Raw genomic sequence first — 24,095 nt, forward strand, 5'->3', positions numbered from 1 at the left:
CGGATACCGGCCGCAGTTTTATTTCAGGACGACGGACGTGACAGGTGTCGCCACGTTGCCTGAAGGCGTAGAGATGGTGATGCCCGGAGACAACGTTACGCTGGCGGTGGAGCTGATCACCCCCATAGCGATGGAGAAGGAACTCCGGTTCGCCATCCGCGAGGGCGGCAGGACCGTGGGCGCCGGAGTTATCACCGAGATTTCGGAGTAGGAAAGGCGTAGTTAGGCGATGCGCGACATAGTCCATCTGCAGTGTACCGAGTGCAAGAGGAAGAACTATAGCACCACGAAGAACAAGAAGACGGTGACGGACCGGTTGGAGTTTTCCAAGTATTGCCGGTTTTGCAAGAAGCACACCGCCCATCGTGAGGCCAAGTAGCACAGGCTGGGTAGCGGTTTACAAGTTTGGGAAGGCCAGTAGCTCTAACGGCTAGAGCACCTCGCTCCAAACGAGGGTGTTGGGGGTTCGAATCCCTCCTGGCCTGCCATTGTTTTTTTGTGGGGCTTTAACGGTTTTGTGATGAGCAAGGTAGAGCAGTTTAAGCAGTTCTTCAAAGAAGTGCGGATGGAGACCAAGAAGGTCACCTTTCCGAGCAGGAAAGATACCGTGGCCACCACGATGGTGGTGATAGCGGTGGTGATAATGATAGGAATCTATCTTGGCGTGGTGGATTTCGCCCTGTCCAAGATAATCGGGCTTGCGCTCAACTAGAGAAGTCATGGAAACGGAAAACGAAGCGAAGGCCAGGTGGTATGTGCTCCACACCTACTCGGGTTACGAGAAAAAGGTGAAAGAGCAGTTGATGGAACGGCTCCGCCAGCACGGCCTCCACGACAAGGTGGGGGAGATACTGGTGCCGGAGGAGAGCGTGGTGGAGATTAAGGGAGGGAAGAAACGCGTGTCCCTCCGCAAGTTCTTCCCGGGCTATATACTCATCCAGCTTGTGATGGACGAGAAGACCTGGCACGTGGTGAAAGACACGCCCCGGATAACCGGTTTTTTGGGGGACGCCAGCGCCCCCATACCGATGTCCGAGACGGAGGTGGAGCGTCTGCGGGAGCAACTTTCAGGCACGGCGGAGAAGCCCAAGCCCAAGTTCGCGTTCGAGGTGGGCGAGTCGGTGCGGGTGAACGAAGGTCCGTTCGCCAATTTCACCGGCGTGCTCGACGAGGTGAACCTGGAGCGTGGCAAGGTGAAGGTGATGGTGAGCATATTCGGCCGGGCGACGCCCGTGGAGCTGGAGTTCGCCCAGATAGAGAAGATTTAACCATAGCGACAACAGGCGCCGAGAGGTTATAGAAGAAAATGGCTAAAGAGATAACAGGAAAAATAAAACTCCAGGTTCCCGCCGGTTCGGCCACGCCCGCGCCCCCCATAGGGCCCGCGCTTGGCCAGCACGGCGTAAACATCATGGAGTTCTGCAAACAGTTCAACGCCAGGACCCAGGGGCAGGAAGGGCTTATCATCCCGGTGGTGATAACGGTGTTCTCCGACAGGAGCTTCACCTTCGAGCTCAAGTCGCCCCCGGCGTCGGTGCTGATAAAGAGGGCCGCCGGTATAGCCAAGGGTTCGGCGGAGCCTCACAAGAATAAAGTAGCTAAGATCACGTGGGACCAGGTGCGGGAGATAGTGCGCACGAAACGGGCGGACATGTCCGCGGCCGACGAAGAAGCCGGCATGCGGAGCGTTGCGGGAACCGCCCGTTCGATGGGCGTAATTGTCGAGTGACCGCGCCCCTCACAGGTAAGGAGACGGTGTAGACAGATGCCAGCAAGAAGCAAGCGTTACAAGGCGGCGGTCTCCGGCGTGGACAGGGACAGGAAGTATTCCCTGCTCGAAGCGCTGAAGCTCGTCAAGGCGAACGCGAAGGCGAAGTTCAACGAGACTGTGGAGATGGCCATACGGCTGGGGGTTAACCCCACCAAGGCCGACCAGATGGTGCGCGGGGCCGTCACAATGCCCAAGGGCACGGGGAAGGTCCGCAAGATCGCCGTGTTCGCCAAGGGCGAGAAGCTCAAGGAAGCGGAGGCGGCGGGCGCGGACTTTTCCGGGGCCGATGAGCTGATCCAGAAAGTGGCGGGCGGATGGATGGATTTCGACGTGGCCGTGGCCACGCCGGACATGATGGGCCAGGTGGGCAAGCTGGGCAAGGCGCTCGGTCCCCGGGGTCTTATGCCCAATCCGAAATCCGGCACGGTAACTTTCGACATCGAGAAGGCCATTAAGGAGATCCGGGCCGGCAAAGTGGAGTTCCGGGTGGACAAGGCGGGCGTGGTTCACGCCCCGGTTGGCAAAGCCAGCTTCGCCCCGGAAGACCTTTACGAGAACGCCCGGGCGCTTTTGGATCATCTTATGAAAATCAAACCCTCAACCGCCAAGGGCACTTATGTGAAATCCGTGGCGGTAAGCTCCACCATGGGCCCCGGCGTGAGGGTGGACACGGCCGACGCCGCAGGCGCCGGCAAGGCCGCCTAGGGAGGGACGCGGAAAATGGTTACAGAAGTTAAGAAAACTGAGCTGGAGGAGCTCCGCGAGAGCTTCAAGACCGCCAAGATGGCGCTGATGGCCAATTTCAGCGGCGTCACCGTGGAGGATGTGGACGTTCTGCGCAGGAACCTTCGCGCCTCCAACACCCGGCTGAAGGTTGTGAAGAACACCCTGGCCAGGCTTGCGGTGAAAGACACGCCGATTGAAGGCGCGGATAAGATGTTCAAGGGCCCTGTCACCGTGGCGTTCGGTTATTCGGACGACATAGGCGCCTCGGCGAAAACCTTTCTGGATTTCGCCAAGGCCAAGGCCGACAACCTGAAGATCATCGGCGGCGTGGTGGAAGGATCGGTCCTGACGGCCGAGCAGGTGAGGAAACTTGGCGACATGCCAACCAAGCCCGTGGCCCAGGCCATGTTCCTTGGGTTGTTACAGTCGCCTGCCAGGAACTTCCTGGGCGTCATGGAAGCGGCGGCCCGGAAATTCCTTTACGCGCTCAACGCCGTGGCGGAGAAGAAACAGGAAGGGGGCCAGGCTTAAGGCCGGCCCGTCTTTTCCATAAACGTATTTACAAGACTCGAGTTGGAGGATATTGGACAGATGACTAAGGACGATGTGAAGGATTTCATCAGGAACATGCCCGTTCACGAGCTTTTGGGCCTCGTGAAGGAGCTTGAAGACGAGTGGGGCGTTTCCGCCGCCGCTCCGGCCGCCGTTGCCGTGGCTGGCCCTGCCGCCGCCGCCGTCGAGGCCGCCCCCACCGAGGTTTCGGTGATACTGGCTGGCGCTGGCGACAAGAAGATACAGGTGATCAAGGTTGTGCGCGAGGTTACCGGCCTTGGCCTGAAAGAGGCCAAAGACCTGGTGGACGGCGCCCCGAAACCCGTAAAAGAGAAGATCTCCCCGGAAGAGGCCCAGAAGATAAAGGCCCAGCTGGAAGAGAACGGCGCCACTGTAGAGATAAAGTAACACGCGAAAGCATGTTGCGAACCGGCGGGGGCTGACCTCCGCCGGACAGGTTTTTGAAAAATGGGAGGGGCGGGATAAGTCCGCCCTTACCCTTTTTATAAGCTCACTATCACGCGCGCGCCGCCACACGGCAAAACAGAGCGGGCGATTGGGAGGTTTACAGGATGACTGAGGTCGCCACCTATAGGTCGGGCAAAGAGCCGATTTCACGCAGGAATTTCTCCCGCATCCCCACGATCGTAGAAATTCCCAGGCTGTTGGAGATCCAGACCAGGTTTTACGAAAAGTTCCTGCAGAAGAACGTCGCCCCGCAGAGGCGGGCCAGCGTGGGGCTACAGGAGGTTTTCACGGGCGTTTTTCCCATCACGGACTACAACGAGACCGCTACGCTGGAGTTTAAAGGGTACGAGCTGGGCATTTGGGAATGCAAATGCGGCGAGTACATGGACCTTGGCGGGCCAGGGGTGGTATGCCCCACGTGCAAGCGTGAGGTGAGCTACAAGGAAACCTATCCCACCGAGGAATGCCTCAAGCGGGGCCTTACATACGCCGATCCGCTAAAGATAAAAGTACAGCTTATCCTCAAGTCCAAAGACGAGGAGACCGGCGAGACGCAGGTTCGCGAGATAAAGGAGCAGAAAATCTATCTCGGCGAAATACCGCTGATGACCGACACCGGCACGTTCATAATCAACGGCACCGAGCGGGTGGCCGTTAGCCAGTTGCACCGTTCCCCGGGCGCGTTCTTCACCTCCGAGAAGGGGAAAGGCGCCCAGGCAGGGCTGACAAGCTACTCCGCCAGGCTAATACCGTACCGGGGCTCCTGGCTGGACTTCGAGTTTGACGTGAAAGACATCCTTTACGCGAGGATAGACCGCAGGCGCAAATTCCAGGCCACCATCCTGTTGAAGGCGTTGGGGTACGACACGCAGGACATCCTGAAGTTCTTCTACAACTCCGTGCAGGTGCATTACAGCGCGGCCAAGGACGAGTTCACCGTGGACCTGTCCAAGGACATATTGCCGCTTGGGTTCAAGGCTCCCTTGGACATAAAAGACCCAAAAACCGGCGAAGTGGTGCTGAAAGCCGGCAGGAAGCTCAACAGGAAAACCCTTCGCCATCTGGAGACTTCCGGCGTCAAATCGCTGAAGCTCACCGAGGACGAGGTTCTGGGCCGCTTCATGGCCGAAGACATAGTGGACGAGGCCACCGGCGAGATATTTATTGAGAACAACAGCGAGATAAAGCAGGACACGCTGAAAACCATCCGGGAGCGCAGGATAGATTCCTTCCCGGTGCTGGTGATAGACGAGCAGTTCAGGGACACAGCCATCCGCGACACGTTGCATATGGACAAGGTGGAGTCCACCGAAGAGGCTCTGAAGGAGATTTACAAGAGGATGCGCCCCGGCGACCCGCCCACGGCGGATACGGCGCGCGCCCTGTTCGAGAACCTGTTCTTCAACCCGAAACGGTACGACCTTTCGGAGGTGGGAAGGCTGAAGCTGAACACCAGGCTTGGGCTGGAGTTCCCCCTGAACAAGCGCCTGTTGACCAAGGAAGACATCCTGCACACCCTCAAGGTGCTGTTCGATCTGCGCCGGGGGCAGGGCCAGGTGGACGACATCGACCATCTTGGCAACCGCCGGGTGCGCTCCGTGGGCGAGTCGGTGGAGAACCAGTTCCGCATAGGCCTTGTCCGCATGGAGAAGACCATAACCGAGCGGATGAACATGATGGACCTGGCGGCCTGCATGCCGCACGACCTGATCAACTCCAAGCCGGTTACCGCGGCCATAAAGGAGTTCTTCGGGTCCTCCCAGCTGTCACAGTTCATGGACCAGACAAATCCGCTGTCGTCGGTTACGCACAAGCGCAGGCTTTCGGCCCTTGGGCCGGGCGGCCTTACCCGGGAGCGGGCGGGGTTCGAGGTGCGCGACGTCCATCCGAGCCATTACGGGCGGATATGCCCCATCGAGACCCCTGAAGGCCCGAACATCGGCCTTATATCCTCCCTTTCCACTTACGCCCGGGTCAACGATTTCGGGTTTATCGAGACCCCGTACAGGAAAGTGGTGGACGGGAAAGTGACCGCCGAGGTCAGCTATCTTTCCGCCATGGAGGAGGATAAATACACCATAGCCCAGGCCAACGCGACCCTCGGCAAAGACGGCGCGTTCCTGGACGAGCTTATATCGGCCCGGCGGGGCGGCGATTACGTGCTGGTGCCGCCCAACGCGGTGGACTGCATGGACGTGTCGCCCAAACAGCTGGTGTCTGTTGCCGCGTCGCTGATACCGTTCCTTGAGAACGACGACGCCAACCGCGCCCTCATGGGTTCGAACATGCAACGCCAGGCAGTGCCGCTTCTAAAGACCGAGGCCCCATACGTGGGCACCGGTATGGAGTTGAAAGTGGCGCGGGACTCCGGCGCCGTGGTTTCCGCCAGAAACGCCGGGGAGGTGATTTCGGTGGACTCCTCGCGAGTGGTTGTCCGCGCCGAAACCGGCGACCGGCACGAGTCCAAGGTGGACATCTACCGGCTCACCAAATACTCGCGGTCCAACCAGAACACCTGCATCAACCAGGTTCCCATAGTGAGCCTGGGGCAGAAGGTGAAGAAAGGTGACGTGATAGCCGACGGGCAGAGCACCGACCGGGGCGAGCTGGCCCTGGGGCGCAACGTGCTGGTGGCTTTCATGCCCTGGAACGGGTACAACTTCGAGGACGCCATAATCATATCCGAGAAGATAGTGAAGGAAGACGTGTACACCTCCATCCACATCGAGGAGTTCGAGGTGGAGGCGAGGGACACGCGGCAGGGCAAGGAAGAGATAACCAGGGACATACCCAACGTCTCCGAGGACTCTTTGAGGAACCTGGACGAGTCGGGCATCATAAGGATAGGCGCCAAGGTGAAGACCGGCGACATCCTGGTGGGCAAGGTTACTCCGAAAGGTGAAACGCTCCTTTCGCCCGAGGAGAAACTGTTGAAAGCCATCTTCGGCGAGAAGGCCGGAGACGTGCGCGACACATCCCTCACGGTCCCCCCCGGCAACGAGGGCACCGTGATCAACGTGAAGGTGTTCTCCCGCAGGGGCTCCGACAAGGACGCCCGCGCGGAAGCCATCGAGAAAGATGAGCGGGAGCGGCTTGAGAAGGACATGAACGAGGAGATCGAGATCGTCCTTCAGGAGAAGGACGGGAAGATCCGTTCGTTGCTTCTCAACAAGACCTGCGGCGACGACGTCAAGCGCGGCTCCAAGGTGCTGGTGGCCAAAAAGACCAAGCTCACCCGCGATGTGCTGGCCGAGCTTGAGGGCAAGGACCTGATGAAAGTCTCCGTGGACGATACGGAGGCCATCGACAGGATCCGCCAGATAGACGATGAGGCCCGCGAGGAGATAAGCGTCATAAAGAACCGCTACGAGGACAGGATCGAAAAGTTCTCCCGCGGCGACGAGCTTCCCCCGGGCGTGATCAAGATGGTGAAGGTTTACGTGGCCATCAAGCGCAAGCTCCAGGTGGGCGACAAGATGGCGGGCCGCCACGGCAACAAGGGCGTGGTGTCGGTCATCGTCCCCGAGGAGGACATGCCCTTCATGGAGGACGGCACCCCCATCGAGATAGTTTTGAACCCCCTGGGCGTTCCCTCCCGTATGAACGTGGGGCAGATAATGGAGACAAACCTGGGCATGGCCGCCAAACGGATCGGCCAGCACATGATGACTCCGGTGTTCGACGGCGCCCATGAGAAAGAGATAAGCGATCTTCTGGAGAAATCCGGCTATCCGCGCAACGGAAAAGTGGCGCTGGTGGATGGCAGAAGCGGCGACAAGTTCGACCAGAAGGTGCTGGCCGGCTACATCTACATGCTGAAGCTCCATCATCTGGTTGACGACAAGATCCACGCCCGCTCCACGGGCCCATACTCGCTGGTCACGCAACAGCCCCTGGGGGGCAAGGCCCAGTTCGGCGGCCAGAGGCTCGGCGAGATGGAAGTGTGGGCGCTGGAGGCTTACGGCGCGGCTTACACCCTGCAGGAAATGCTTACAGTCAAGTCGGACGATGTGGAGGGTAGGAAGCGGATGTACGAGTCGATAGTAAAAGGCGACCATACACTGCACCCCGGCCTGCCGGAGTCGTTCAACGTGCTGGTGAAAGAGTTGCAGGCGCTGGCTTTGGACGTGGAGCTTTTACAGCACCAGGGCTAAAGGCGCAAAAGAGGTTTTTTGTTTCGCCTCAAGGCGCAATAGTCTTGAGGCGGCGCGAATATATGACAATTAGAACAGGGAGATAAGCCATTGGAAACGTTCACCGCTTCCTTTGTGGAAAAACCCAGGGATCCCATATCGTTCAACGCGATTAGAATCAGGCTCGCCTCCCCGGAGAAGATACGGTCGTGGTCTTTCGGTGAAGTCAAGAAACCGGAGACCATAAACTACCGCACCTTCAAGCCGGAGAGGGACGGGCTTTTCTGCGCCAAGATATTCGGCCCGGTGAAGGACTGGGAGTGCAACTGCGGCAAGTACAAACGGATGAAGTACAAAGGCGTGGTTTGCGAGAAGTGCGGCGTGGAGGTGACCCTCTCAAAGGTGCGGCGCGAGCGGATGGGGCATATAGAGCTTGCCAGCCCCGTCGCGCACATATGGTTCTTCAAAGGGCTACCGTCGCGCATCGGCAACTTCCTGGACGTCACCCTGAAGGACCTGGAGAAGATAATATACTTCGAATCCTACGTGGTCACAGACCCGGGCGATACGGACCTAAAATACAAACAGCTTCTCACCGACGACCAACTGCGCAAGGCGGTGGAGCAACACGGAGAGCTGGCGTTCCGCGCCGGAATAGGCGCCGAGGCCATCGAAGAGCTTCTGCGCAACACCAACGTGGAAGACCTGGCCGAGGAGCTGAAAGCCGCCCTTAAGGAGACCACCTCCCAGCAGACCTTGAGGAAGCTGGCCAAGCGGCTTAAGGTGGTGGAGTCTTTCCGCAAGTCCGGCAACAAGCCTGAGTGGATGATCCTGAAGGTCGTCCCGGTCATACCGCCCGAGCTTCGGCCCCTGGTGCCGCTGGACGGCGGCAGGTTCGCCACGTCGGACCTCAACGACCTGTACCGGCGCGTCATCAACCGCAACAACAGGCTCAAGAGGATTCAGGAGCTCAAGGCGCCGGACATCATAATCCGCAACGAGAAACGCATGTTGCAGGAGGCTGTGGCCGCCCTGTTCGACAACGGCCGGCGCGGCAGGACGTTAAAAGGCCCCAACAAACGCCCCTTGAAATCCCTGTCGGACATGCTCAAAGGCAAGCAGGGCCGGTTCCGCCAGAACCTTCTGGGCAAACGCGTGGACTACTCCGGCCGGTCTGTCATCGTGGTGGGGCCCGAGCTGAAATTCTTCCAGTGCGGCCTGCCCAAGAAAATGGCCCTGGAAATGTTCAAACCGTTCATCTTCCACAGGCTGGAGGAGAAGGGTTACGCCACCACCATAAAAATGGCCAAGAAAATGGTGGACCAGGAGCGGCCCGAAGTGTGGGAAGTATTGGAAGAGGTTGTCACAAACCATCCGGTACTGCTAAACCGCGCCCCCACGCTTCACAGGCTCGGCATCCAGGCGTTCATGCCGGTGCTGGTGGACGGGAAGGCCATAAGGCTCCATCCGCTGGTGTGCGCCGCGTACAACGCCGACTTCGACGGAGACCAGATGGCTGTCCACATCCCGCTTTCACTGGAAGCGCAGATAGAGGCCAAGTTCCTGATGATGTCGGTGCACAACATACTGTCGCCCGCATCTGGCAAGCCTATCGCCGTGCCCTCGCAGGACATAGTGCTGGGTTGCTATTACCTTACCAAGGAGCGTGGCGGCTCGTTGGGCGAGAACAGGACCTTCTCGGGCATTCAGGAGGCCCGCTCCGCCTATGACAACGGCGAGCTTTCGCTGAACGCCCGGATCAGGGCCCGCCTTAACGGCAAGGTTTACAACACCACCGCAGGCCGCGTGTTCATGTACGAGATCATGCCTGAAGGCATGCCTTTCGACCTGGTCAACCGCCTGCTGGACAAGAAGACCCTGCAGGAGCTTGTGAACGAGGTGTTCATCAGCAGGGGCCGCGACACCACCGTGAAGTTCCTGGACGACCTTAAGGACCTGGGTTTCTCCATCGCCACCAAGGCGGGCATATCCATATCCATGGACAACATGCTCATCCCGGACGACAAGGAGAAGCTGGTCCGCAAGGCCGCCGAAGAGGTTGCCAAGGTGGATTCGCAGTACCACAACGGCCTAATAACCCACGGCGAGCGTTACAACAAGATCGTGGACATCTGGGCCCACGTCACCGACGAGGTCTCTAAGGAGATGTTCAAGGAGCTGGCCCGGCAGGACGAGGCCGTGGTTAAGGGCGAGGCCCGCGACCTTGACTTCAACTCCATATTCATTATGGCCGAGTCCGGCGCGCGCGGCTCTCAACAGCAGATCCGCCAGCTGGCCGGAATGCGCGGCCTTATGGCCAAGCCCTCGGGCGAGATCATGGAGACTCCGATAACCTCCAACTTCCGCGAGGGGCTGACGGTGCTCCAGTACTTCATATCCACCCACGGCGCGCGCAAAGGTTTGGCGGACACGGCCTTGAAAACGGCCAACTCCGGTTACCTTACCCGCAGGCTTGTGGACGTGGCCCAGGACATCATCATCCTGGAGGAAGACTGCGGCACGCTCAACGGCATCGAGATATACGCCCTGGTGGAAGGCGGCAAAGTGATACAGGACCTGGGCGAGCGCGTTCTGGGCAGGATTGCCCTGGAGAACGTGATAGACCCCTTCAACAAGGACGTACTGCTGGAAGCCAACCAGATGGTGGACGAGCAGGCCGTAGAGCTCCTGGAGGAGAGGGGCATAGAGCATATCAAGATACGCTCGGTGCTTACCTGCGAATCCAAAGAAGGCGCCTGCGCCCTGTGCTATGGCCGGAACCTTGCCAACGGCAAACTGGTGGAGATAGGCGAGGCGGTGGGCGTCATCGCGGCCCAGTCCATCGGCGAGCCGGGCACCCAGCTTACCATGAGAACCTTCCACATAGGCGGCACGGCCTCCAGGGTGGCGGAGCAGACAACGCTTGCGGCCAAGAAGGAAGGTATCGTGCGGTACGTGGAGATAAAGAGCATCCCGCTGGGCGAAGGCTCAGCGCAGAGGGAATGGGTGGTTATGAACCGCAACGGCGGCATCATCATCCAGAACGAGGAAGGGCGCGAGCTGGAGCGGCACCGCATAGTTTACTCCGCCCGCATGAAGGTGGCGGACGGCGCCCGGGTGAAAGAGGGCGAGATCCTGGCCGAGTGGGATCCGTACACCCAGTCCATCCTCACCGAGTTCGGCGGTAAGCTGGCCTTCGGCGACATCGTGGAGAACGTCACCATAAAAGAGGAGATAGACGAGACCACGGGCCACGCCGAGAAGGTGGTGCTGGATCACCGCGATCCCACCAAACAGCCCCGGTTATCCATAAAGGATGACAAGAACAAGACCATCGCCCGCTACCTTCTGCCGGCCGGGGCCCACCTGGCCGTTATTGAAGGCCAGGCGGTGAAAGCTGGTGACGTGATAGCCAAGATACCCAGGGAAACCACCAAGACCAAGGACATCACCGGCGGCTTGCCGCGGGTTGCGGAGCTTTTCGAGGCCCGCAGGCCGCACGACCAGGCCACCATCACCGAGGTTTCGGGCAAGGTGTCGTTCGGCGGCATCATGAAAGGCATGAGGCGGCTCATCGTTACCACCGATACCGGCGAACAGCACGAGTACCTCCTGCCGCGCGGCAAGCACGTGAACGTGCACGAAGGCGACTATGTGCGGGCTGGTGAGGCGCTTATGGATGGAGCGGCCAATCCGCACGACATCCTGGCGGTCCTCGGCGAGAAGGAGCTTCAGAAGTACCTGGTCAACGAGATACAGGAGGTTTACCGCCTCCAGGGCGTTATGATAAACGACAAGCACATCGAGGTGATCGTGCGGCAGATGTTGCGCCATCTTGTGATAGAAGACGGCGGCGACACCGACATGATGATTGGCGAGATGGTCCCAAAAGCCATGTTCGCCGAGAAGAACCGCGCGGTGATGGCCGATGGCGGGCATCCGGCCAAAGGGCGGCCCATACTGCTGGGCATCACCAAGTCGTCGCTCTCCACGGAGAGCTTCATCTCAGCGGCGTCGTTCCAGGAGACCACCAGGGTGCTTACCGAGGTGTCGGTGTCTGGCAAGGTGGATACGCTGAAGGGGTTGAAGGAAAACGTCATCATGGGCCGGCTGATACCCGCCGGAAGCGGCGCCAGGCGCTACTTCGGCTATGGGCTGAGGATGACGGAGCTTCCCAGGTTCCAGAGGCGCGAGGAGCCGGTGGACCTTTCCCCGGCGGCGGTGCTGGACGTGGATATCGAGGACGAGGACGACATCGAACTGGAAGACGCGGAATAAGCGCCGCGTTAGCGAAGTTTTAAAGAAGGCCGGTGAGTCGTAAAAGAATCACCGGCCTTTAGTTTTTCATGGGGGTGTTAAAATCGGGCGCATGACCGGAAAATTCGCCGAGAGCATCCGCAAGACGCTGGAGCGGAGCTTCGCCTCCCGATCCTCCCACGAGCACACTGTGTTCATGATTACCGCCAGCGTGCTTGGCGCCACATGTGGCGCGTTAGCGGTATTGTTCGAAAAACTTGTGGAGTTTTTCGAGTATCTCTTTTTCGAGGTTTCATGGAACTTCACCGGGGGAGACTCGACAGTCTTCAAATGGCTCGTCATCCCACTGCTTCCAGCGTTAGGCGGGCTATTGGTGGGGCTTCTGACATGGCGGTTCCGGATGGGGGCGGAGTCCGCTTCCGCCGCCGAGGTAATGAAATGGACGGCCGTTGACGGCGGTGTGGTGAAACCCCGCATAGTTTGGTTCCGGACGCTGGTGTCCACTATCTTTCTTGGGTCTGGCGGCTCCGGCGGACCGGAAGGGCCGATCGCCCAGGTGTGCGGCGCGTGGGGGTCCACCATTGGTCAATTTCTTAACGCCTCGTCGGAGCGGTTGCGGCTGTTGGTGGGTTGCGGCGCGGCGGCTGGCATCGCGGCGGCGTTCAACGCCCCAATAGCCGGGGTGATATTCACCGTGGAGCTTGTTCTGGGCGACTTCAACGTAATATCGTTCCTCCCCATAGTTATAAGCTCGGTGATGGCCACCACGGTAAAACGGCTCATGCTGGGCGAGGTGCATGTGTTCTCCGCCCCGCCTTACGCCCTGGTGTCTTCATGGGAAATATTCCTGTACGCAATCCTTGGCGTGCTGTGCGGGCTGGCGGCGCGGCTTTTCGTGGCCACCAGCGCCCGCAGTGAGGAGTTCTTCAAGAAGAAAGTAAGAATCCATCCAGCGTTAAAACCGGCGCTGGGCGGTTTGCTGGTGGGCATAATAGGAATATGGTGGCCGGAGATTTTTGGCGGCGGTTTTGAGACCATGGACGTGATGCTGGCCGGTGAGATGGCCTTGAGCCTGGCGTTCACCCTCGTTTTCATAAAGATAATCGCCACGGCCATATCATTGGGCTCTGGCGGCTCCGGCGGCATATTCGCCCCATCGCTTTTTATAGGTTGCATGACCGGCGGGGCGTTCGGCTATCTGGTGAACATGGCCGCGCCGGACGCGGTGGCCTCGCCCGGCGCCTACGCCATGGTGGGGCTTGCGGCCGTTATGGCCGCCGTGGCGCACGCGCCGCTAACAAACATCCTCATGGGTTACGAGCTTACGGGGAACTACGAGATCATCCTGCCCATCATGACCTCCTGCATCATGGCCACGTTCGTGATAACCCGGTTCTCGCCGGAATCCATGTTCACGGAAAAACTCTCTAAACGAGGCATCCGCCTGTGGCGCGGGCGGGACCTGGCGGTGATGGACAGGATAAAGGTTGGGGAGATAATGACAAACCAATTCACCACAATTCCCGAGAACACGCCGTTCCGCAGGATAATGGAGCTTATCGCCACTTCGCGGGACAGTTATTTCCCCGTGGTGGACGCTTCCGGAAACTTAACCGGCATCATATCCATCCAGAACGTGCGGGAGATATTGCTGGACAGCGTGGATCTGGCGGACATAGTGGTGGCCAAGGAAATAGCCACCGAGCATGTCATCACCGTTATCGAAAGCAACAACCTCAACGAGGCCATGGAGCGGTTCGCCATGAAAGAGATAGAGCAGTTGCCCGTGGTCGCCATGGACGACTCTAAGAAGATCATCGGCATGTTGAAGAGGGTGGACGTGATGGCGGCGTATAAAAAGGAAGTGCTTAAGAAAACTTCGCAGGACTGACCAGTTATTTTCGTCTCAACATTTCCAGCGCCGCGCCGTAAACCTCGTCCACGGTGATAGACTCCATACATAAATGATCCGTGGGGCATTTGCGTTTCCAGCAAGGGGCGCAGGCGGCTTTCTTGTAAATCACCTTCACATTGGGGCCCAGGGGGCTTGTTTCCTCCGGCGATGTGGGGCCGAAGATGGCCAGGGTGGGCGTGCCCAGCGCCGCTGATATATGCATGGGGCCTGTGTCGTTGGTTATGTAAATGGCCAGGCGGGCCATGACCGCGGCCAGCGCGCCGATGTCTGTCTTGCCAACAAGGGAGAACGGTTTCACCTTTTCGCAGGTTTTTAAAATCTCATCTTCAGCCCACCGGTCTGCCTCGCCGCCCAGCAATACTATTTGATAATCGCTGGAAAGCCGGGCCGCCAGCTCCGCGAATTTTCTTGACGGCCACATCTTTGCGGAACCATAGGTTGCCCCGAACCCGAACCCCACAAAAGGTTTTTGAACGGGTGGCAAAATGCTCCCGGCCTTGGCTTTGGCTTCGGCGGTTACGGTAAGCTCCGGCGCGGCGATTGTGATGTCCGGGGCGATCTCCCGCGCCAGACGCAGGAAATACTCCGACTGATGGAGTGAATGTTTAACTCCCGGTTTGGCGACAGGGCGTGTGAGAAGCCAGGACCGCAAATCCCCCGCGTAACCAATCCTAGCGGGCGCGCCGGTTCGAAAAACCTCCCACGCCGACCGGAAGGAGTTGGGTAGAACCAGAGCCGTGTCGAATTTTTCCGCACGGGCTTTGGTGATATATCCGCCAGCGTCATCCAGCGGCAATACATCATTCGCCGAAGGTATCAAACGGCCAAGGCCTGCCAATTGGCTTTTCATCAACAAAGTTATTTGGCAGTGGGGCAGGGCGGCGCGGAGCCCCATTATGGACGGAGCGGCCATGACGCAATCGCCCAGCCAGTTGGGCATTCTGATCAGGATTTTGGATGGCTGGCTCATTGGCTTTGCTATTTTGCCGGGGCGCTGGCGCCTGTGGTGGCGTTGATTATTTTCAAGTCCGCTTCGATGGCGGCCAGGTCTTTTTCCTCCGGCGCGGTCTTCCAGCGTTTGTGTATCCACAACCATTGTTCCGGGGCGGCTTTCACAGCCTCTTCCAGCGCCTCGTTTATCTTCATGGTGACAAGCCTTATGTTGGCGGACATGGAGCCTGTGGGATGTAATTTGACCGCCGGATGGATTTTCACTTTAAGGATATTCTCCCGCCCGTCCCATATGGAGAACATGGGCAATACCGGAGCGCCGGTCCGCAAAGAGGCCACGGCGGGGGCCACTATGGTGGCCGCAAGTTTTCCAAGGAACGGGGTGAAAATGTTGTTGAACCCGGCGTTTTGGTCCACCGCGATGGTCACCATCCCACCGGAGCGAAGATGTTTGATTATCTCCGTGGCGGCGTTCTCCTTTTTGATAACGCCAAGGCCCGTGGATGTCCGGCAATCGTCGGTGAGCCAATCAATGTCTTTGTTGTCCACGGTGCGGATGACCGACCAGACTGGATAGCCCTCAAGGGCCAGCGCGCCGTTGGCCGTTTCGAACCAGCCGAAATGGGCCGTAGCCAGGATGACCCCTTTTTTCAGCGCAAAAGCTTCCTTAAGGTTCTCGAGCCCTTCGAAGCGGATTAACTTGTCCGCGTCTTCCCGCGTAAGCGATTTCAGCCTGCCCGCCTGGATTATGAACCGGCCCCAGTGCAGGCACATCCTCCGGGCCAGCGCCGAAAGCTCCTCGCCGCTGGCGGAAGGATAAAGGTTGCGCATGTTATCCATGGCCACCTTCAGCCGCGTGGCGCGAACCACCAGCCAGAAGAGCCTCCCAACCAGGTTTCCCAGCGCCAGAGAACCTTTGAAAGAAAGCAGGTTAGCGAGCCATCGCAGACCAAGGGTGGCGAAGAATGCCAACTTACCGGGTAGCGGGTTCTTTTTCTTGCCCACGGGTTTGTTATACAAGTCCCGCCACGCGGGCGAAATTTGCAAGCACCGCCAGCCCGGCCCTTTGGCTTTTTTCCGGGTGGAACTGGGTGGCGAAAATGTTCCCGTTCTCCACCGCCGAGGCGAAGGTCTGCCCCGCGTATTCGGTGGTGGCGCACACTATGTCCGCTCCGGGTATTGGGAAGTAGGAGTGTACGAAATAAAAATCTGTCCCATCGGCGATGCCTTCGAACAACCGGCTTTTTTTCGTGATCCTGGCCTGGTTCCAGCCCATGTGGGGTATTTTGGCGCGCGATTCCTTCGGAAACGAAAACCTTACGCATTTTCCCGGAAATACGTTCAATCCGGTGATGGGGCCGAACTCATCACTCTCTTCGAAAAGTAGCTGGTAGCCCACGCAAATCCCCAGGAACGGTTTGCCCGAGCGAAGATATTCCCTTACCGGATTTAAGAGGCCATATTTTCCGAGATTGGCCATGCACTCGCCGAACGCGCCCACGCCCGGAAGAATGAGCGCTTCCGCCGAAAGCACATCCGCAGGGTTTGAGGAGACCAGGGTTCTCGCCCCGGTTTTTTCGACAGCTTTCTGCACGGACCTCAGGTTGCCGACATCGTAATCCACAATCACCGCGGGCATGGCTGTATCCTGTAAATAGTTGGTATAACCGGCGGACTCGGGGCGGTTTTTAAAGCACGCCCTTGGTGGAGGGCACAATGCCTTCCAGCCGGGGGTTTTTCTCCACCGCATGGCCCAGCGCCCTGGCCACGGCCTTGAACATGGCCTCTATCACATGGTGCAGGTTTGTCCCATGGCGGGCGGTGATATGGAGCGTAATACCCGCCGCGTTGACGAAGGCGCGGACAAACTCCTCGGCCAGTTCCGCGTCGAACTCTCCCACCTTGCCCTTGGGCAGTTCCGCCTCGAACACGCAGAAGGGCCTGCCGGAAATGTCCAGGCTGGCCTCCACCAGCGCCTCGTTCAAGGGGACGGAGGCGAAACCGTAACGGTTAATCCCTTTCTTGTCTCCCAAAGCGTTTACCAGCGCCATTCCTAGCGTAAGGCCCACGTCCTCCACCGTATGATGGCCATCTATCTGGATGTCCCCTTTGGCCGATACGCTCATGTCTATAAGAGAATGGCGGGCCAGATGGTCCAGCATATGGTCGAAAAAAGGTATCCCAGTGTTGTGGGCGCTTTTCCCGGAGCCGTCCAGATCGAGTTCGACGGTGATGTCCGTCTCGTTGGTTTTCCTAGTTATGTTCGCAGTTCTGGCCATTCGTTTAAAAAACCTTATGTTTCATGGGATACGGGATACATGTTACCCGATTTTGCGCCGGTTGCCCATATTTAGCCGCTTTTAGACAGTGTAGATTTCGGGCTTTTTCATCCCGGCTTTGGGGTTTATACTTAGGTACTGCCAATGGGGCAGAGGATGGTTAACTGAGGGTTTTTTAGCAAGCAGGCATATGCCGCAAACGCTTGACGAAGATATATCGCGCCTTGTGAGCCTGGTGGCCAACGTCACCGACGCGTTCACGGCGGCCTTGTTCCTCGTAGAGGGCAAGAAGGGGGATAAACTCAGGCTTCGCGCCTGCCAGTCCCTTTCCAACAGTGTTGTGCCCGGGGCGGAGTTCCCTGTGGGGCACGGCCTTGTGGGTTGGGTGGCCAAGACCGGCAAGTTCACCCAGGCCGCGAATTTCAAGAGCGACACTACCACGCTACAGTTCTATTCGAAGGACGAAGACATAAAATCCTTCGCCGCCGCGCCGGTGCTGGACCATTCCGGCAGGGTGATGGGGGTGTTAAGCGTGGACAGCAAGAAAAACTACGTCTTCACCGAGAAGATGGGGAAGATACTGGTGGAATTCGCGGCGGCCCTGGCCAATGTGGTCATCCATGGCCGCAAGCGGATACGCCTCAACGTGGAAGCGATGGCTCTGGACGGCCTGCTGGAGGTGGTCAACCGCCTTACGGCTTGCGAGACCATCGCCGAGCTGGCCCAAACGTTGCGGGCGGCGGCGCCTCCGCTTATCCCCCACGAGTTGCTGACGCTGGCCGTGAAATCCTTCGACGACGAGGGGTTCTACCTTGTGGGGATGAACGACCACGGCAATGGCAATAACCGCCATACTGCCTTGCCCCTCACCCATTACAGGATGGGCTGGGTTATCCATAATTCCATGCCCGTAAACCTGCCGGAGATAGACGGGGCGCCCATATATCCCGGATGCGGGAACATCTGGCGGTCGTTCATCGGCGCGCCCATGGTTTCCCACGATCAGACCGTGGGGGCGGTGGCCCTGCTTTCAAGGAAACCGCGGGCTTTCCGTCAGGCGGATTTCAAGGCGTTGCAGATACTGGCGGCGGCATGCTCGTCGGCTTTCGTGTGCCTGTACATGCACAACAAGGAGAAAAAATCGGTATTGCGAGACCCGCTCACGCGGCTTGTCACCCATCGCTATCTTCTGGAGTCCATGGGGCCGGTGGAGAGGTCTTCCGCCGTCCTGGCCATCAACGTGATGAAGTTCGGCATGATAAACGCCGAGCTGGGGCATGACGGCGGCGACGAGTTCCTCATGGAGATGGCCGGCAGGCTTAAAAGGCTTGTGGGTGACGATGGGATGGTTTGCCGGTATTACGGCGACAGGTTCCTGGTGTTCCTTGAAGACCATAGCGCCGAAAAAGCCGTATCGGCGGTGGAGGGGATACTTAAATCCATAGACACCGAGCCGTTCATGGTAAATGGCGCCACGTTCCTGGCCCCGGTCTCCGTGGGCGTGGCCACAAGCCCCGAAGACGGGCGCGACATGGAGGAACTTATCGCCAAGGCCCATCTGGCCGCCGACAGGTCCAAAACATCCCCTGGCCGGGTGGCGTTCTTTAGCGACACACAAACCCCCCTTCAATTCAAACTGCGTTCACTGGAAAGGTAACCCGCCCTGATGTTGTTCGAGAAGTTATACAATTTTGTCTCCGCCGATATGGCCATGGACCTGGGCACCGCAAACACTCTGGTGCATATCCGGAACAAAGGCATAGTGCTCAACGAGCCTTCGGTGGTTGTGATCACCAAAAAAGGGGAAAGGCTTTTGGCCATCGGCGCCGAAGCCAAGGCCATGTATGGCAAAACCCCCGACGAATACGTGGCCGTGCGCCCCATGAAAGACGGAGTGATAGCCGATTTCGATTCCACCCGGAAAATGATCGCCTATTTCATAAAAAAAACGCGCCCCAGCATGTTCACGCTGAAACCCAAAATAGTTATCGGCGTGCCTTCGGGCATAACCCAGGTAGAGAAACGGGCCGTCATAGACTCGGCCATGGGGGCGGGGGTGCGGGAGGTGTTCCTGGTGGAGGAGCCCATGGCCGCGGCCATCGGCACCAAAATGCCCGTGTGGGACTCGGTGGGGAACCTGATAGTGGACATCGGCGGCGGCACCACGGAGGTTGCCATCATTTCCATGTTCGCCACGGCCTACTCGGAGTCCATCCGGGTGGCGGGGGATGAGATGGACGAGGCCATCGTGCGCCATGTGCGGCAAAAACACAGCCTGGACATCGGCATTTTCGAGGCGGAGCGGGTGAAGATCGCCATAGGCTCCGCCTTTCCGCAGGAACAGAAAGTAACCACCAAGACGTTTGGCAGAAATATAGTGAACGGATTGCCCACCGGGATAGAAATTTCCGACGACGATGTGAGGGAGGCCCTGGAAGAGCCGGTTCGCGCCATCATAGACGCCACCAAGAAGGCCATGGAAAAAACCACACCGGAATTCGCCCAGGACATTTCCAGCCGGGGCATAGTGCTGGCCGGAGGGGGCGCCCTTCTGAAAGGATTGGGCCAGCGGCTCAAAAAAGAGCTTCAGGTGCCTGTTTACCGCGCCAAAGACCCCCTCACCGCCGTGGCCAGGGGCGCGGGAATCGTTCTGGAGAAATGGAAGACCTTCAGAAGAGTGACCATAAACTAAATTTTGCGTTGTCCAGACTCTATGCGGTAGGGGGGCGGGAATATTAAATTATCATGGTCTTTGTCTAAAAACTTGATTTTATAAAATGCCTTTATGTTATACTTTCGGCTCTTTTGTATTTGGAAGGGAATGATACAGTTTTTGCCCTTCCGGAATGGCGGGTTTCCGGTTAAACCGGGAGCTAAAAGAGCATGGTTGAGGCTGTGCGTTGTACCAAGGTTTGTAGGGATATTTAGGTAGAAGGTCATGTCATCCATAGCTGGGATTATCATCGTTCTGGTGGCCGTTATTGGCGGTTACATCATGGAGCACGGTAATCTGGCCATTTTGATCCAGCCGGCGGAAGTCGTGATAATATTCGGCGCGGCTATCGGCGGCGTGGTGATAGCCTCGCCCCCGGCTGTTATAAAGGCTATCATCCAGGGTTTTAAATACGTCGTTACGGGCAAAACCCGGTCCAAAAAGGATTACGTTGACCTGCTTAAATGCCTGAACGAAATCATACAGAAAATAAGGAAAGACGGGCTGGCTTCAATTGAAGAGTCCATGGACAAGCCCAATAACAGCCCCATTTTCAAGAAATACCCCGCTGTGCTGAACAACCATCATGCGGTGGCCTACATAACCGACTCGTTCAGGATAATCAGCACCACGAAAATATCCCCAAACAAGCTGGGCATGCTGATGGACACCGAGCTGGACACCCATCACGACGAAATGATGGTGTCGGTGAATTCAGTGAGCAACGTGGCCGACTCGCTCCCCGGCCTGGGTATCGTGGCGGCGGTGCTGGGCGTGGTGATAACCATGCAGAAAATGAGCGAGCCGCCGGAGGTGCTGGGACACAGCATCGGCGCGGCGCTGGTGGGCACTTTTTTGGGTATCTTGATGAGTTACGGTTTCGTGGGGCCTATGGCCAAGAAGCTGGAGCATCTGGTGGCCAACGAGACCCAATACCTGCGTGTCATCCGGGAGATCATAATTGCGTTTGTCGGCGGGGAGCCGGTGCAGATAGCCATAGAGTTCGGCAGGAAAGTCATCCCCGGCAACGTTAAACCAACCTTCAGCGAGATGGAAGCGGAGCTGAGGAAAACCAAGGCCTAAAAGCCCCGGATTCCCGGATAACGCTGGTGAAAAATCGCGTCATGGTGAGCCTCGCCGAACCATGACACGCAACATTATTGCCACCCCTCGGCAGGCTCGGGGTGACAACGGATTAAAACCCCGCCCGGTTATTTCGAGTAGTAAGACTCCAACGCCACGGCCAGCGCCTCGGTGGTATAGTCTTTCGGCTCTATCGAAGGCTCCAGCCCGAATTTTCTGGCCGTGTCCGACGTGATGGGGCCGATGGACGCCACCTTAACGCCATTCATCAACCGGACAGCCTCTTCCTTGCCGAACATATCCATGAAGTTGGACACGGTGGAGGATGAGGTGAAAGTCACCGCGTCCACCCGGTTTTCGCTGAACAGCTTTACCATCTCGTCTTTTAACGCCGCCGGTTTCACCGTTTCATAGGCTTCCGCCACGGTGACATTGGCGCCTAGCTTTACGAGCTCTTCGGGAAGTACCTCGCGGGCCACTTTGGCGCGGGGTATAAGGATATTTTTGCCCTTCAGGTTTTCGCCACCCAGCGCGCCAAGGATGGCTTCGGCCCGGTACTCCGATGGCACGGCCGCCACCCGCACGCCAAGGTTTTCGATAGCCTCGGCGGTTTTGGGGCCGATGGCGCAAATTTGGGGGCCTTTGAGCTCGCGGATGTCCGACCCGCGCTCTTTGAGCCTTTGCAGGAAATAACGCACACCGTTAACTGATGTGAAGATGACCCAGTCAAACTGCGGCAATCTTTCAATGGCCGCGTCCAGGCTATCCCACGAATCCGGTTGTTTGGTCTCGATGGTGGGAAACTCTATAACGTCCGCGCCGGATTTTTTGAGTCTGTCAGCGAAAACCGAGGCCTGCTCCCGGGCGCGGGTTACAACTATCTTCCTGCCGAACAACGGTTTTTTCTCGAACCAGTCCAGCGTGGGTTTTAAACTTACCACGTCTCCCACCACGGTGAGGGCGGGGGGTTTTATGCCCGCCTTGGCCACCTTCTCCACGATATCGGCCAGTGTGCCGGTTACCGTTTTCTGCTCCGGCGTGGTGCCCCAGCGGATAACCGCCACGGGAGTGCTGGCGGCCCTGCCGTTTTTCGTGAGGTTGTCCACGATGTTGGGCAGGTTTTTTACGCCCATGAAGAACACCAGCGTGCCAATCCCTGTGGCCAGCTTGTCCCAATGGATGTTCGACTCTTCCTTGGTAGGGTCCTCATGCCCGGTTACAAAGGCCACGGTGGCGGTGAAATCCCGATGGGTGAGTGGGATACCCGAATAAGCGGACGCGGCCACCGCCGCCGTAACGCCCGGAACAACCTCGTACCGTAAACCGGCCTTTATAAGCTCCTCGGCCTCCTCGCCGCCCCGGCCGAAAATGAACGGGTCGCCCCCTTTTAAGCGGGCCACGCTTTTCCCGGCGCGGCATTTTTCCACCAGCAGGCTGTTGATGTTTTCCTGGGTCATGGTATGGGCGCCGCCCATCTTGCCAACGTAGATTACCTCGGCGTCTTTCCGCGCGAAATCCAGCAGGCGCGGGTTGGCCAGGTAGTCATAAACAACAACGTCGGCTTCTTCTATAAGGGCGCGGCCTTTCAACGTAAGCAGGCCAGGGTCGCCGGGACCGGCCCCGATCAGATAAACGATACCTTCAGGCATAAATTCTCACTATAAAAAGAGTGACGACAAAAAAAATGAAGAGGCCGGTTGTAAGCCGGATTTTGTGCCGGAACCCCGAAAGGTTCCGATGACGGCCATTCCTCTAGCCGCTCCGTTGCCGGGCGGTCCAGCGGCCTACCCGGAAGCGTAAGACGAGCCGCCTTATGCCTGGCCTTTCAGCCAGGCGCGCTTCCCTATTTGGCCTTGCGCCAGGCAGGGCTTGCCATGCCAGCGATGTCGCCACCGCCGCGGTGGGCTCTTACCCCACCATTTCACCCTTACCGCGCCCGCCGGGTTAACGGCAGGCGGTAGGCGGTATGCTTTCTGTTGCGCTTTCCCTGGGGTTGCCCCCGCTCTCCGTTAGGGAGTGCCTTGCTCTATGGCGTCCGGACTTTCCTCCCGCCCTTGCCAAAGGCAAGAGCCAGCGGCCGTCCCCCAGCCTCTTCGTTTACTATTGTACCTGTTTTTCAGGGGCCTTTTCTTCAGCGGCTTCCGGTTCGCAATAAAGATACCGGTTACAGTGGGGGCATTGGATTATCTCGTCCGAATACCTCACCTGGTAATAAAGCTGGGGAGGTATCATCTGGTTGCATCCGTTGCACAGCCTGTCTTTCACCGGGGTGACGCCAACCCCCTGCCGGGCCTTTAGCACCCTTTCGTAGCTGGAAAGGATGGAAGGGGCGATGCCCGCCATCAACTGGCCGCGTTTTTCCTGAAGCTCATCAACCGTCATTTTCAGTTCGCCGATGGCGGATTCTATTTCAGCCACCTGACCGCCGATACGTTTTTCGTCCACCTTTACGGCCTCTTCCACAGTCTTGCGTGAGCCGCCGTGGCTTTCCATCTTTTCCATCAGCTCCAGCTGTTTGTCGTCCAGCGCGCTTATCTGATGCTCGAACGTTTCTATTTCCTTGAGGACGGCGCGGTATTCCACGTTGGTCTTAACGGCGGGAAGCTTGGATTTGGCCTTGGCTATGTGGTCTTTTACAGATTCCACCTCCATCTCCAGCTTTCTTTTATCCTTTTTTTCCTCTTCAATGGCCTTGTCGAAATCTTTCAGCTTTTGCCGGGCCGCCTCAATCTCCGCCTGCAGGGTCTTTACCTGTTGGGGGTGGGACTGCAGGAGGGCGGATTTCCGCTGTATCTCGGCGTCGAGCTTCTGAAGGTTTACAAGCCGCTCCAGGTCGGGGTTCATCGGTGTCCTTCCTGTGTACTGTAATGGGCCACCGCCAGCCAAACTTTTTGGCGTTCCGGCGGCTAAACAATGAATATTAGCAAAGCGGGGGGACAGAATCAAAATTCTTTTATGGTGTTATTTGCTCCTATGATTATTGAATCAGGGGACAGCCTGCATACAGCCGGTCATCCCGGCCAAGCGAAGCGCGAGCCGGGATCGGGGCTTCCGCGCCGGTAAAATATTGAAGCCCGGCATGACAATATCTCCAATTAAATCTCCAAGCCAGGCGTCAACTCTCCAAGGCCGGTGGTGTCCCAGTTTGAATCTCAAATAACAGACAGATCCTTCACTTCGCTTGCGCTTCGCCCAGGATGACAATGTTATCAACGGCTGTTATATTGTCATTCTGGGCGTAAGTGGA

The 24,095-nt window shown here is 58.0% G+C and carries 20 protein-coding genes, 1 tRNA gene and 1 other RNA gene; 15 read left to right on the plus strand and 7 right to left on the minus strand.

Features of this window, described 5'->3' with window-relative positions; genetic code table 11:
* The 12 genes from tuf to HY751_00060 form a co-directional block, all read left to right on the plus strand.
* Positions 1–211: elongation factor Tu (tuf, locus tag HY751_00005; protein ID MBI4664770.1), on the plus strand; the 211-nt coding region annotated here is incomplete at its 5' end.
* Between the two features lie 18 nt (positions 212–229).
* Positions 230–379 carry a 50S ribosomal protein L33 gene (gene rpmG, locus HY751_00010; protein ID MBI4664771.1) on the plus strand — a complete coding sequence of 50 codons (150 nt, stop codon included), beginning with the start codon at positions 230–232 and terminating at the stop codon, positions 377–379.
* A gap of 32 nt (positions 380–411) precedes the next feature.
* Positions 412–488: transfer RNA gene (locus HY751_00015), tRNA-Trp, on the plus strand.
* A gap of 32 nt (positions 489–520) precedes the next feature.
* The gene (secE, locus tag HY751_00020) at positions 521–712 is read left to right on the plus strand and encodes a preprotein translocase subunit SecE (GenBank protein ID MBI4664772.1); all 192 of its coding nucleotides are present in this window, start codon (positions 521–523) and stop codon (positions 710–712) included.
* A gap of 7 nt (positions 713–719) precedes the next feature.
* On the plus strand, positions 720–1,268 hold the full coding sequence (nusG, locus tag HY751_00025) for a transcription termination/antitermination protein NusG (protein MBI4664773.1): 549 nt from the start codon (positions 720–722) through the stop codon (positions 1,266–1,268).
* A 38-nt stretch (positions 1,269–1,306) separates the two neighbouring features.
* Positions 1,307–1,729: a 50S ribosomal protein L11 gene (gene rplK / locus HY751_00030; protein ID MBI4664774.1), complete on the plus strand. Its 423-nt coding sequence runs from the start codon at positions 1,307–1,309 to the stop codon at positions 1,727–1,729.
* 36 nt (positions 1,730–1,765) lie between these two features.
* Entirely contained in the window at positions 1,766–2,476 is a 711-nt protein-coding gene (rplA, locus tag HY751_00035) for a 50S ribosomal protein L1 (GenBank protein MBI4664775.1), read from the plus strand.
* A 15-nt stretch (positions 2,477–2,491) separates the two neighbouring features.
* Positions 2,492–3,028 (plus strand): 50S ribosomal protein L10, encoded by a 537-nt coding sequence (locus HY751_00040; protein MBI4664776.1) that lies wholly within the window; start codon positions 2,492–2,494, stop codon positions 3,026–3,028.
* Between the two features lie 60 nt (positions 3,029–3,088).
* Complete coding sequence (rplL, locus tag HY751_00045) at positions 3,089–3,457, plus strand: 50S ribosomal protein L7/L12 (GenBank protein MBI4664777.1); 369 nt, start codon at positions 3,089–3,091, stop codon at positions 3,455–3,457.
* A 164-nt stretch (positions 3,458–3,621) separates the two neighbouring features.
* The gene (rpoB, locus tag HY751_00050) at positions 3,622–7,671 is read left to right on the plus strand and encodes a DNA-directed RNA polymerase subunit beta (protein ID MBI4664778.1); all 4,050 of its coding nucleotides are present in this window, start codon (positions 3,622–3,624) and stop codon (positions 7,669–7,671) included.
* Positions 7,672–7,761: 90 nt separating this feature from the next.
* Entirely contained in the window at positions 7,762–11,928 is a 4,167-nt protein-coding gene (gene rpoC / locus HY751_00055) for a DNA-directed RNA polymerase subunit beta' (GenBank protein ID MBI4664779.1), read from the plus strand.
* A gap of 91 nt (positions 11,929–12,019) precedes the next feature.
* Entirely contained in the window at positions 12,020–13,798 is a 1,779-nt protein-coding gene (locus HY751_00060) for a chloride channel protein (GenBank protein MBI4664780.1), read from the plus strand.
* A 4-nt stretch (positions 13,799–13,802) separates the two neighbouring features.
* Here the strand turns inward: HY751_00060 and waaF are convergent, their stop codons facing one another.
* Genes waaF through hisB form a run of 4 tightly spaced genes read right to left on the minus strand, consistent with a single transcriptional unit; the run spans position 13,803 to position 17,052 of the window.
* The gene (gene waaF, locus HY751_00065) at positions 13,803–14,792 is read right to left on the minus strand and encodes a lipopolysaccharide heptosyltransferase II (protein ID MBI4664781.1); all 990 of its coding nucleotides are present in this window, start codon (positions 14,790–14,792) and stop codon (positions 13,803–13,805) included.
* Between the two features lie 8 nt (positions 14,793–14,800).
* The gene (locus HY751_00070; protein MBI4664782.1) at positions 14,801–15,793 is read right to left on the minus strand and encodes a lysophospholipid acyltransferase family protein; all 993 of its coding nucleotides are present in this window, start codon (positions 15,791–15,793) and stop codon (positions 14,801–14,803) included.
* Positions 15,786–16,412, minus strand: a complete 627-nt coding sequence (hisH, locus tag HY751_00075; GenBank protein MBI4664783.1) for an imidazole glycerol phosphate synthase subunit HisH — start codon at positions 16,410–16,412, stop codon at positions 15,786–15,788. Before hisH ends, HY751_00070 begins: the two co-directional genes overlap by 8 nt.
* Before the next feature lie 49 nt (positions 16,413–16,461).
* A complete protein-coding gene (gene hisB / locus HY751_00080) occupies positions 16,462–17,052 on the minus strand; it encodes an imidazoleglycerol-phosphate dehydratase HisB (GenBank protein ID MBI4664784.1) in 591 nt (196 codons plus the stop codon).
* A 190-nt stretch (positions 17,053–17,242) separates the two neighbouring features.
* Between hisB and HY751_00085 the strand changes: the two genes are divergently transcribed.
* The 3 genes from HY751_00085 to motA all read left to right on the plus strand — a co-directional run bounded on the left by HY751_00085 (position 17,243) and on the right by motA (position 20,848).
* Positions 17,243–18,709 carry a diguanylate cyclase gene (locus HY751_00085; GenBank protein MBI4664785.1) on the plus strand — a complete coding sequence of 489 codons (1,467 nt, stop codon included), beginning with the start codon at positions 17,243–17,245 and terminating at the stop codon, positions 18,707–18,709.
* A gap of 9 nt (positions 18,710–18,718) precedes the next feature.
* Entirely contained in the window at positions 18,719–19,744 is a 1,026-nt protein-coding gene (locus tag HY751_00090) for a rod shape-determining protein (GenBank protein ID MBI4664786.1), read from the plus strand.
* Between the two features lie 246 nt (positions 19,745–19,990).
* Complete coding sequence (gene motA, locus HY751_00095) at positions 19,991–20,848, plus strand: flagellar motor stator protein MotA (GenBank protein ID MBI4664787.1); 858 nt, start codon at positions 19,991–19,993, stop codon at positions 20,846–20,848.
* Between the two features lie 128 nt (positions 20,849–20,976).
* Here the strand turns inward: motA and cobA are convergent, their stop codons facing one another.
* The 3 genes from cobA to HY751_00110 all read right to left on the minus strand — a co-directional run bounded on the left by cobA (position 20,977) and on the right by HY751_00110 (position 23,692).
* Entirely contained in the window at positions 20,977–22,497 is a 1,521-nt protein-coding gene (gene cobA / locus HY751_00100; protein ID MBI4664788.1) for a uroporphyrinogen-III C-methyltransferase, read from the minus strand.
* 35 nt (positions 22,498–22,532) lie between these two features.
* Positions 22,533–22,941, minus strand: an RNA gene (gene rnpB / locus HY751_00105) — RNase P RNA component class A.
* 7 nt (positions 22,942–22,948) lie between these two features.
* Positions 22,949–23,692, minus strand: a complete 744-nt coding sequence (locus tag HY751_00110) for a hypothetical protein (protein MBI4664789.1) — start codon at positions 23,690–23,692, stop codon at positions 22,949–22,951.
* Positions 23,693–24,095: the final 403 nt, after the last annotated feature.

It is taken from the genome of Nitrospinota bacterium (genome assembly GCA_016208975.1).
Lineage (GTDB): Bacteria > Nitrospinota_A > UBA7883 > UBA7883 > JACRLM01 > JACQXA01.